This window comes from Streptomyces sp. KR55 (genome assembly GCF_052245645.1).
In the GTDB taxonomy this organism is placed as follows: domain Bacteria; phylum Actinomycetota; class Actinomycetes; order Streptomycetales; family Streptomycetaceae; genus Streptomyces; species Streptomyces flavusporus.
On record NZ_JBQQCE010000335.1, the window covers coordinates 1 to 11026 of the forward strand.

Below are 11026 nucleotides of genomic sequence, written 5' to 3' on the forward strand. Positions count from 1 at the left end.
GACGTGGCGGTACTCGCTCTGCAGCATCCGGTACAGGCCCGCCCGGGCCGCTCCGCCGAGGGCGGGCGCGCCGCGCGAGACGAGCAGGGCGCGCAGGTCGCGGCGGCCGAGGTCGACCAGGTGCTGGAGCCAGCGCAGCCAGGAGGGCAGCGCGGCGTGCGTGGGCGGCAGCACGGGTCCGGTGCAGCCGGCCAGGTCGACGACGGCGTCGAGGCGGTCCCAGCGGGTGCAGGCGTCGGTGAGTTCGGCGTTGATCCGGTCGGCGGTGAGCACCTCGGCGGCCGGCAGCACCGCCGCGAGCCGGGCGGCCAGCGCCTCGGTACCGGGTGCGGCGAGTACGGCGGTCAGGGCGGGCGGCGCCGAACGGGGCACGGGCGGGGCGGGGCGCCACTGCCGAGTCAACAACAGCCCCTCGGGGTCGCGTCGGGCGCCGGGGGCGCTGTGGCTTGCATCGGACGCGTCGTGGTCGGCGCCATGTGCACTCCGGCCGCCACCAAGTGCGTCACGCCCGGCGCCGAGGGCGGCCAGTTCGGCGTCGGCCGCGGCCAGCCAGACCCGGTCGCCATCGAAGGGGTAGCCGGGCAGCGCCACCCGGGCGGGCCTGCCGCCGGGGTGCAGGGCAGGCCAGTCGACCTGCTGTCCGCCGGTCCAGGCGGTGGCGTACGCGGCGGGGTCGGCGGGGAGCCGCTCGCCCGCGGCGGGCCGGCGCGGGTCGACCACGCCGGTCCAGCTGCCGGCCGGGGTGCCGCCTGCGGCGAACTCGTCGAGGCGGGCGCACAGTTCGGGCAGGTCGTGGAAGAGCACGGCCAGCCGGTGGGCCATCGCCTCTCGGCCCGTCTGCAAGGTCCAGGCGACCTGCGCGGGAGTCGCGGCGGTGTCCTCGCGCAGGTGGCCGGCGAGCCGCCGGGCCTGCGCGGCCAGCCGGCCGGCGTCCCGCGCGGAGAGCACCGCCAGCTGGGGACCGGCCGGGGCAGCCCCGGCACCGGCGCCGTCGCCGACGTACTCCTGCAGGATGATGTGGGCGTTCGTGCCGCCCGCGCCGAAGGAGCTCACGCCCGCCGTCCTCGGCTGTACCCTGCCGTCCGCCAGGACGCGGCGGGGCCAGGGCGCCCGCCCGCGCTGGACCTCGAACGGGGTCGCCGTGAAGTCGATGTTCGGATTGAGGCGGTCCGCGTGCAGGGACGGCACCAGCTCGCCGTGCCGCATCTGGAGCAGCACCTTGGTGATCGCGGCGATGCCGGCGGCCGACTCGGCGTGCCCGATGTTGGACTTGACCGAGCCGATGGGCAGCCGCTCGGGCGGCTCCTCGCCGAAGGCCCGCAGCATGCCGGTGATCTCCACCGGGTCGCCGAGCGCGGTGCCGGTGCCGTGCGCCTCCAGGTAGTCGAGGTCGGCGGGCGCGAGCCCGGCCCGCTCCAGCGCCGTACGCACGAGGTCGCCCTGGGCCTTGGGGTTGGGGACGCTGTAACCGGCGCCCGCGCCGCCGTGGTTGACGGCGGACGCCTTGACCACGGCGAGGATCCGGTCGCCGTCGGCGAGGGCCGCGTCCAAGCGCTTGAGCAGGACGGCGCCTGAGCCCTCGGCGGGCACGTACCCGGTGCCGCCCTCGCCGAAGCTGCGGCAGCGCCCGTCCTCGGCGAGGAAGCCGCGCTGGGCGAGCTGGAGGAACTTCACCGGTTGGCTGTAGATGTTGACCCCGCCGGCCACGGCGACGTCGCAGTCGCCGTTGCGGATGGCGAGGCAGGCCTGGTGGATGGTGACCAGCGACGAGGAGCACATGGTGTCCAGGCCGACGCTGGGGCCGGTGAAGTCGAAGAAGTACGACACCCGGTTGGCCACCGAGGCGTACGACGAGGAGGTCGCGAAGCCCTCGCCGCGCAGCGCCTCCTGGACGCCGTACAGCTGGTAGTGGCCGTACATCATGCCGACGAACACGCCGGTGCGGGCGCCGCGCAATTGCTCGCGGGTGTATCCGGCGTCCTCCAGCAGATGCCAGACGGTCTCCAGGAACACCCGCTCCTGCGGGTCGGTGTGCTCCGCCTCGATCTGCGACATCCGGAAGAACAGCGGGTCGAAGCGGTCGGCGCCGGGTACGAAGCCGCCCCACTTGCCGTAGGTCTTGCCTGTGGCGGACTTGTCCGGCTCGTAGAACAGGCCGTGGTCCCAACGGTCGGCGGGGATCTCCTCGACGCTGTCCCGGCCGGCGCGCAGGTTGCGCCAGAACTCGGTGACGTCGTCGGCCTGGGGGTAGCGTCCCGCGACGCCGATGATGGCGATGGCGGCGTCCTGCGGGGCGGGCGCGGGCGGCTCGGCCGGCTTCACCGGAAGCACGGTCGCCGCGGGGGCGGTGGTATCCGGGGCGGCGGCCGGGAACGCGCCGGGGTGGGCCCCGGCCAGGTGGCCGGCGAGGTCGCGTACGGTCACGTACTCGAAGAGCAGGGTCTTCGACAGCGGGCCGACGTGTTCCTCCAGGCGGCGGATGAGGCTCATGGTGATGAGCGAGTCCACGCCGTACCGGTCGAAGGGTTCGGCGACGGCGATCTCCGCCTCGGGCAGCTTCAGCTCCTCGGCGAGCAGCCGCAGGACCAGTTCCTCGGCGCGCTCGTGCGCTCCGGGCGCGGAGGTGGCGGACTCGTCCTTGTGCGGCTCGGCGCCTTCGAGGGCCTGGAGGATGCGGTCGGGGTCGCCGGCGGCCAGGAGCAGGCGCGGCGCGGTGTGGGCGAGTGCCCGGTCCAGGGCCTCCAGGGCGGGGGCGGTGCGCACCGGGCGCATGCCGAGCACACGCTCCATGTATGCCTCGGCGTCGGCGTCGACGCGCATCCCGCCGTCGGCCCAGACCGGCCAGGCGGCCGCGAGGGTGCGGCCGTGCCGGGCGCCTTCCCGGCGGCGCCGCTCGCGCTCCTCGGCGAAGTGGTCGAGGAAGGCGTTGGCGAAGGCGTAGTCGCTCTGGCCGGCGTTGCCGAAGGCCGCGGCCGCCGAGGAGAGCGCGACAAAGTAGTCCAGCGGTTCGTCCGCCGTCGCCTCGTCGAGCAGCACGGTGCCGTGCACCTTGGCGGCGAGGACGGCGTCCGCGTCCGCACGCTGCTTGGTGCGTATGAGCCCGTCCCTGAGGACGCCGGCCGCGTGCACGACGCCGCTGACCGAGCCGTGCGCCCGGCGGGCCTCGGCCACCAGGTCGCGTACGGCGGCCGGGTCGGTGACGTCGGCGAGCACCACCCGGGCGCCGAGGGCGTCGGCGCGGGCCCGGGCCTCGGGATCGGGGGCGGTGCGCGCGGCGAGCACGATGCCGCCGCCGGTGACACCGGCGGCCCGCCGCGCGGCGGCGATGTGCTCGGCGACGAGCAGGCCCAGGGCGCCGGTGCCGCCGGTGACGAGGTGCGCGCCGGCACCGGTGAACGCGGCGCCCGGCGCGGCCGGGAGGCTCACGTGCCGCCAGGCGCGGCGGGCCCGGCCCTCCGCGTCCGTGCGCACCTCGGGGCCGCCGTCCGTGCCGAGTTCTGCGACGACGGCCTCGGCGAGCGGGCGGCCCGGGGCGAGGGCCAGGACGCCGAGGGCGACCGACGGTTGCTCCAGGCGCACGGTGCGGGCGAAGGCGGCCATCGCCGGCTGGGCGGGCGACGGGGCCGGCTCGGGGTGGACGTACAGGTAGCGCAGCGCGTCGCGGCGCTCGCGCTGCCAGGCCCGCAGGAAGGCCAGGGCCGCGTGGAAGCCGTGCTCCACGGAGTCTCGGGCGGTGCGGTCGCGTCCGGCCAGGTGGACGACGTGGACGGGTCCGGCTCCGGCGGCGCGCACGGCGGCCTCGGCGTCGAAGCCGCTGCCGAGCGGGATACGGCGGACATCGGCGCCCGTCGCCGTGAGGGCGACGGCCACGTCGGTGGCGTCGGCGGAGGCGGGGTCGAGCAGCAGGACCCGTGCGGCGGAGGGGAGTTGGCCGTGCGGAGCGGGCGCGGCCTCCCAGACGGGCTCGAAGGCGTGGACGACGTCGACGGCGGGCACGGCCTGCATCCCGGGCGCGGGTGCGGTGTCCGTTGCTCGCGTGGCGTCCGTCGGGCGCAGCGCCCTCAGTGTGAAGGACTCCAGCGTGGCGGTCACCTGCCCGTTCTCGTCGAGCAGGGCGACGTCGAAGGCGAGGGAGCCCGCCGGGGCGGGGCGCCGGGCCGGGGTGGCGTACGCGTAACCCTGCTCGGGCAGAGGGGCGTACAGCCGGACCGAGCCCAGGGAGAACGGCAGGTACGGTGCCGGGCCCGCCGGGTCCCCGGCGCCGGGGACGAGCCGGCCCGCGGTCTGCAGGGCGGCGTCCAGCAGCGAGGGGTGGAAGACGTAGGCACCGGCGTCCGCGCGCTGCGGCTCCGGCAGGCGCAGCGTCGTCAGCGCCTCCCCGGGGCCCTCGGCGATCTCCTCGATCACCCGGAAGGCGGGACCGTAGGCGAAGCCGAGCCGGACGAAACCGTCGTAGCAGTCGGCCCCCGCCTGGACGCGGGTGCAGCGGGCGCGTACGTCCGCCGGGGCGATGGGGGCGGGCCGGGAACCGGGGTCGTCGAACCGCAGGGTGCCGCTGGCGTGCACCGGCGCGTCCTCGGCGGCGCCGCGCACCTCGAAGGCGGCGCGGGAGCGGTCGCCGGTGACGCGGACCAGCAGCGGGTGCCCGGTGTGGCCGGAGGCGAGCCGGACCGGCGCCGCCCACACCAGGTCGTCGACGCCGCGCACCGGGGCTCCCCCGGCGGCGAGTTCGCCCGACAGGCGGCCCATCTCCAGATAGGCCACGCCGGGCAGCACCAGGTCGCCGCCGATGACGTGGTCGCGCAGGAAGAACTCCTCGCCCGTCAGCGTCTTGGCGAACCGCTGCTCGCCGAAGGTGGAGACGTTGGCGTCCAGGAGGGTGGGGTGCAGACGGGGGCCGGGCTCTGCGGGGCGCTCGCCGGGGGCGACCCAGTGCCGGGGGCCGGCGAACGGGTAGGCGGGCAGGTGGACGCGGCGCCGGGCGGCGCCCTCGTGCAGGGTCCGCCAGTCGACGTCGGTGCCGTGCAGCCAGGCGGCGGCCAGGGCGCGGAGGTCGCGCCGGTCCGGGGAGACGGGGTCGCCCGTCTGAGGGGCCGTCACCTGGGCGGTGCGTACGGCGGAGGGGCGCCCGGCCAGGTACGCGGTGAGCTCGGCGCGCAGGGCCGCGGTGCCGTCGGCGACGACGGCGAGCCGGTGCGGCATCGGCTCCCGGCCCGTCTGCAGGGTGTAGGCGAGGTCCTCGGCCGGGACGTCCTGGCGCCCGAGGTGGTCGGCGAGCCGGGCGGCCGAGCGCCGGAGCGCGTCGCCGTCGCGGGCCGAGAGCACGAAGACCTGCTGGGCCGCGGGCTCGTCGCGGGTGTCCGGCATGGGGGGTTCCTCCAACACGATGTGCGCGCCCGCCCCGCCGAAGCCGAAGGAGCTGACGCCGCCACGGCGGGGCAGCTCGGCTCCGTGTGCGTCCCGGGGACGCGGCCAGGGCCGGGCGGTGGCGGCGACCTCGAAGGGGCCGCCGTCGAGTTCCAGGTAGGGGTTCTGCTCGCGGAAGTGCAGGCTGGCCGGGATGGTGCCGTGCCGCATCGACAGGACCACCTTGAAGAGTCCGGCGATACCGGCGGCGGCCTCCAGGTGGCCGATGTTCGTCTTGACCGAGCCGATGGCGCACGGAGCGGACCCGCTGGGCGCGTCCTCCCCTGCCCGCAGCCGCCGGAAGGCGGTGCTCAGGCCGGTGGTCTCGATCGGGTCGCCCAGGGCGGTGCCGGTGCCGTGCGCCTCGATGTAGCCGACGGTGTCCGGGTGGACGCCGGCGGCCTGGTAGGCCTCGACCAGCAGGTCGGCCTGGGCCTCGGGGTTGGGGGCGGTGAGCGAGGTGGTCCGGCCGCCGTGGTTGAGCGCGGCGGCCTTGATCACGGCGTGTACGGCGTCGCCGTCGCGCTCGGCCCGCTCGTGCGGCTTGAGCAGGACGACGCCCGCGCCCTCGCCGCGCACATAGCCGTCGGCGCGGCTGTCGAAGGCCTTGCAGCGACCGTCGGGGCTGAGCATCTCGCCCTGGCTGAGCGCCTCGTAGACGCCCGGGGCCAGGATGAGGCTGACGCCGCCCGCGATGGCCAGGTCGCAGGTGCCGTCGCGCAGGGCGGCGCAGGCCTGGTGGACGGCGGTGAGGGAGCCGGAGCAGGCGGTGTCGACGGCGATGCTGGGACCGCGCAGGTCGAGCAGGTACGACACCCGGTTCGGGACGATCGACAGGGCGGCGCCGGTGAGGGTGTGGCCCTCGGTGGCGCGTCCGGCGGCCCGCTGCACCTCGTGGTAGTCGGAGTTGGTGACGGCGATGAACACGCCGACCCGCTTCCCGGCCAGCTCGGAGGGGCGGTAGCCGGCGTCCTCGACGGCCTGCCAGACGGTTTCGAGCAGCAACCGCTGCTGCGGGTCCATCAGTTCGGCCTCTCGGGGTGAGATGCCGAAGAACGCGGCGTCGAAGCGGTCCACGTCCGGGGCGAAGCCGCCCCAGCGGGAGCGGGAGCGCGGGTGGTCGCGCCAGTCCCAGCGGTCGGCGGGGATCTCGCCGACCAGGTCGTCGCCGGCGGCGAGGTGGTCCCAGAACTCCCTGAGGTCCATGGAGCCGGGCAGGCGCCCGGCCATACCGATGACGGCGACCTCACGGCCGACGGGGGCCACCGGGGTCTGGGACCCGGCAGGGGCCCCAGAAGTCCCGGACCCGGCAGGGACCGCCGAAACCTCAGACCCGGCCGGAGCGGCCTGTTCGGTGGCGGGTGCCTGCGGGGCCGTCCCGAAGTGGGCCGTCAGCGCGGTCGCGTGATGCTCCCACAGGTGCTCGGCGAGCGCGTGCAGGGTGCCGCGGCGGTAGAAGAGGGTCGGGTACTCGGTGATGCCGTACGCCTTGCGCAGCTCGGCGCTGAGCGCGGTGAAGCTCACGGAGTTCATGCCGGTCTCGCCGAGCGGCGTGTGCGCGCCGATGTCCTCGGGGCGCAGGTCCACCAGGGCGGCGACCATGCGGGCCAGCTCGGCGACGAGGGCCTCCGTGCGGCCGCCGGTGGCCCCTGCCGGGGCGCTGGTGCGGGCCGCGGGCGGGGACCCGGCGCCGAAGCGGGCGCGCAGGTCGGCCAGGGGCGGCGCGGCCAGCGTGGTTCGGTCGTTCTTCCCGTTCAGGGTGCGCGGGAAGCCGGTCACCCGGACCAGGGCGTCGGGCACCATGTGGTCCGGCAGCCAGGTCGCCAGCCGCTCGCGGTCCGGCTCGGCCGCGCCGTCCTCCAGGACGTAGCAGGCGAGCAGGGTGTGCGAGCCCGCTGCCTGTCCACGGGCCACGACGACGGCCTCGCGGACGCCGTCGAGCCGGCGCAGGGTCGCCTCGATCTCCTCCAGCTCGACCCGGTAGCCGCGCACCTTGACCTGGGAGTCGAGCCGGCCGAGGTACTCGATCGTGCCGTCGGCGAGCCGTCGTACGAGGTCGCCCGTGCGGTACATGCGGGCCTCGGCGCGCGCCGCGAACGGGTCGGGCAGGAAGCGCTCGGCGGTCAGTTCGGGGCGGCCGAGGTAGCCGTCGGCCACGCCGTCGCCGCCGATGTACAACTCCCCGGCGACGGCGGTGGGGACGGGCCTGCGCGCGCTGTCGAGGACGTATAGCGCGGTGTTGGCGATCGGGGCGCCCAGGGTGACCCGGCCGCCCGGGGTGAGGCGGTTCGCCGCCGACCAGATGGTGGTCTCGGTGGGGCCGTAGAGGTTCCACACCTGCCCGTTGCCCGCGAGGAGCGCCTCGGCCAGGTCGGCGGGCAGCGCCTCGCCGCCGCACAGCACCTTCAGCGCGGGGTCGCCCTGCCAGCCGGCGGCCAGCAGCATGCTCCAGGTGGCCGGGGTGGCCTGCATGACGGTGGGGCGGGCCCGTTCGAGGGCCTCGCGCAGCCGCAGCCCGTCGCGGGCGTCCTCGGCGGCGAGCACCTCCACCGTGCCGCCGGTGACCAGCGGCAGGTACAGCTCCAGGCCGGAGATGTCGAAGCAGACGGTGGTGAGGGCCAGCAGGGTGTCGCCGGGTCCGAAGCCGGGCTCGCGGGCCATCGACCACAGGAAGTTGGTCAGCGCGCGGTGCGGCACCCGGACGCCCTTGGGACGGCCGGTGGAGCCGGAGGTGTAGATGACGTACGCGGCGTCGGACGGGCCGGCCGGGCCGGGCGAGGGCAGGGCCGGCGGCTGCTCGGAGGTGTCGACGACCAGCCGGGGCACAGCCGCGAGGCCGATGTCGGAGGTGGAGTGGGTGAGCAGCAGGTGCAGCCCGGCGTCCTCGGCCATGTAGGCGAGCCGGTCCTGCGGGTAGGCGGGGTCGAGCGGTACGTAGGCGGCGCCGGAGGCCTGGACGGCGAGGAGGGCCACCGGCAGGTCCTGATCGCGCGGGAGCAGCACCCCGACGGTCCGGCCACGGCCCGCTCCGGCGGCGGTGAGCCGGGCGGCGAGGGCGTCCACGCGCTTGACGATTGTGCGGTACGTCAGTTCGGTGCCGGCGTGGCGGACCGCGACCGCGTCGGGCCGGGCGTCGGCCTGCCGGCGTACCAGTTCCCAGACCAGGGTGTCGGCCGGGTAGTCGGCGGGGGCGGGCGGGGTGAGCCGGGCCCGCTCGTCCTCGGTGAGCAGCTCCAGGTCGGCCACCGGGGTGCCGGGCTCTTCGACGGCGGCGGCGAGGAGGGTGGTGAAGTGGGCGCCGAGGCGGGCCACGGTCTCCTCGTCGAAGAGACCGGGGTCGTACTTGAGCGTGTAGCGGCAGCCCTGCTCCTGCTCGACGACCTCCAGGGTCAGGTCGAACTCGCCCTCCTGGTGCACTCCTTCGACCGGGCCGAGCACCACGGCGTCGCCGGACGCGTCGCGGCGGGCGGTGCGGGTCCAGTTCTGGAAGTAGAAGGCGACGTTGAAGGGGTCGCCGGCCTCGGGGTCCGCGCGGCGGAGGTCGTCGGCCAGGGTGATCAGCGGGTACGCGCTGTGTTCCAGGGCGTCCAGCACGGTGCGGTGGACACGGCGGACCAGGCCGCGGAACTCCTCGGCGCCGTCGACGCGTTCGGCCAGCACCACCATGTTCATGAAGTAGCCGAGCGTGTCGTCGAAGCCGCTCGCCGGGCGTCCGGCCGTCGGCGTGCCCACGGCGATGTCGGCCTGGTCGCTGTAGCGGTGCAGCAGCGTGAACCAGGCGGCGAGGACGACCCCGAACAGGGACGTCTGCTCGGCGCCGGCGAGCGCGCGGGCCCGGTCGGCGACCGCGGCGGGAATGTGCCCGTCCAGGCTCGCCCCGTGAAAGCCGGGCACGGCCGGGCGGGGCCGGTCCAGCGGCAGCGGCACGGTGGTCCTGCGCCCGCGCAGCCGTTCGGTCCAGTACGCGCGCAGCCGCCGGCCCTCGGCACCGGCGAGCAGCTCGCGCTGCCAGGCGGTGAAGTCGGCGTAGCTGCGGGCGGGGCGCTCGGCGGGGAGGGCACGGCCCGCGAGGAGCGCGTGGTAGCCGCGTTCCAGCTCGCGCAGGAGCAGGGCGATGGAGACGCCGTCGAAGACCAGGTGGTGGAAGGTCAGCAGCAGCGCGTTGCGGCCGTCACCCAGGGTGTAGAGGGTGGCGCGGACGAGGGGGCCGGCGGCGAGATCGAAGGGGCGGCGCAGGTCGGCGCGCATCCGGTCACGCAGCTCGGCGTCGCTCCTGGCGGTCAGGAAGACCTGCTGGAAGGAGAGTTCGGGCTCGGTCGCGATCCGGGCGTACGGCCCCTCGTCGCCGGCGTGGACGGTGGCCCGCAGCTCGGTGTGCCGGTCGACCAGGTCCTGCAGGACGGCCCGCAGGGCGAGCACGTCGAGGCCGCGGTCGAGCCAGAGGGCGAGGGGCAGGTTGTAGGCGTAGGTACCGGGCGCGATCTGTTCGATCACCCACAGGGCGCGCTGGCCCTCGGACAGGGGGTGGCGGCTCTCCTCGCCGTCGGTGCGCGGGCGCAGGACGCGGGCCGCGGCCTCGGCGGCCGGGGAGACAGCAGGGGAGACGGCCGGGGCGGTGGCCGGGGCAGGTGCGGTGGGCGCCGGGACGGGTGCCCCGGGCGCTTCGGGCAGGGCGGATCCGGCCGCCACCCCGGCGAGCCAGTTGGCGGCCAGGTGGGCGGCCAGCTCGCGCAGGGTCGGCTGCTCGAAGAAGTCGCCGAGCGGTACGGCGACACCGAACTCCTCGTCCACGGCGGTGACGATCTTCATGCCGCTGAGTGAGTCGAAGCCGTAGTCGGCCAGCGGGCGGCCGGGGTCGATGCACTCGTCCAGCTTGAGCACCCGCTCGACGAGGTCGCGCAGGCGCTCGGTGAGGGCGTCGGTGGAGGTGGTCGCGCCCGAGGAGACGGGGGCGGACGCGGAGGCGCCGGCCGGGCCTGTCGTGGGCGCGGGCGCGCTCAGCAGGACCCCGTCACTCTCCGCCACCAGGACGGTCTGGCCCAGTGCCGGGTCGCCGGCGCCCAGCGCGTGGACCGGGGCGTATCCCTCCTCGTGCAGGAGCCGGGTCCAGCCCTCCGGGGAGGCGAGCGGGGAGTCGGGCATGCGCAGGTGGCCGTCCTCGAAGGCCCACCAGCCCTCCAGGACACCGCCGCCGATGGTCAGCAGCGGCCGTACGGAGGTCAGTTCGTTGAGGACCAGCCAGCCGCCGGGCCGCAGCAGCGCCTTGGCCTTGCGCAGGGTGGCCCGCAGGTCGCTGGTGGCGTGCACGACGTTGGTGGCGACGACGAGGTCGGCGCATGCCGGCTCGAACCCCTGCTCCGCCAGGCCGCGTTCGAGGTTGAGCACCTGGAAGCGGGCGAAGTCGTAGCGTTCGGCGAAGCGTTCCCGGCCGTGTTCCAGGAAGCGCGGCGAGATGTCGGTGAAGGTGTACCCGACGCGTCCGGGGTGCGCGGCCAGCGCGGGCAGCACCCGTTCGCTGGTGGCGCCGGTGCCGGCGCCCAGTTCCACGACCTCGACCGTGCGGCCCTGCGGCAGCTTCGGCAGGCGCAGGTCCAGGAAGTGGCGGACCGTGTCGCGGACC

Annotated in this window: 1 protein-coding gene; it reads right to left on the reverse strand. The window is 75.8% G+C overall.

Annotated features, from left to right (window positions below):
- The coding region (locus ACTWQJ_RS36170) for an amino acid adenylation domain-containing protein (protein WP_443310690.1) at positions 1-11026 on the reverse strand (11026 nt) is incomplete at both ends.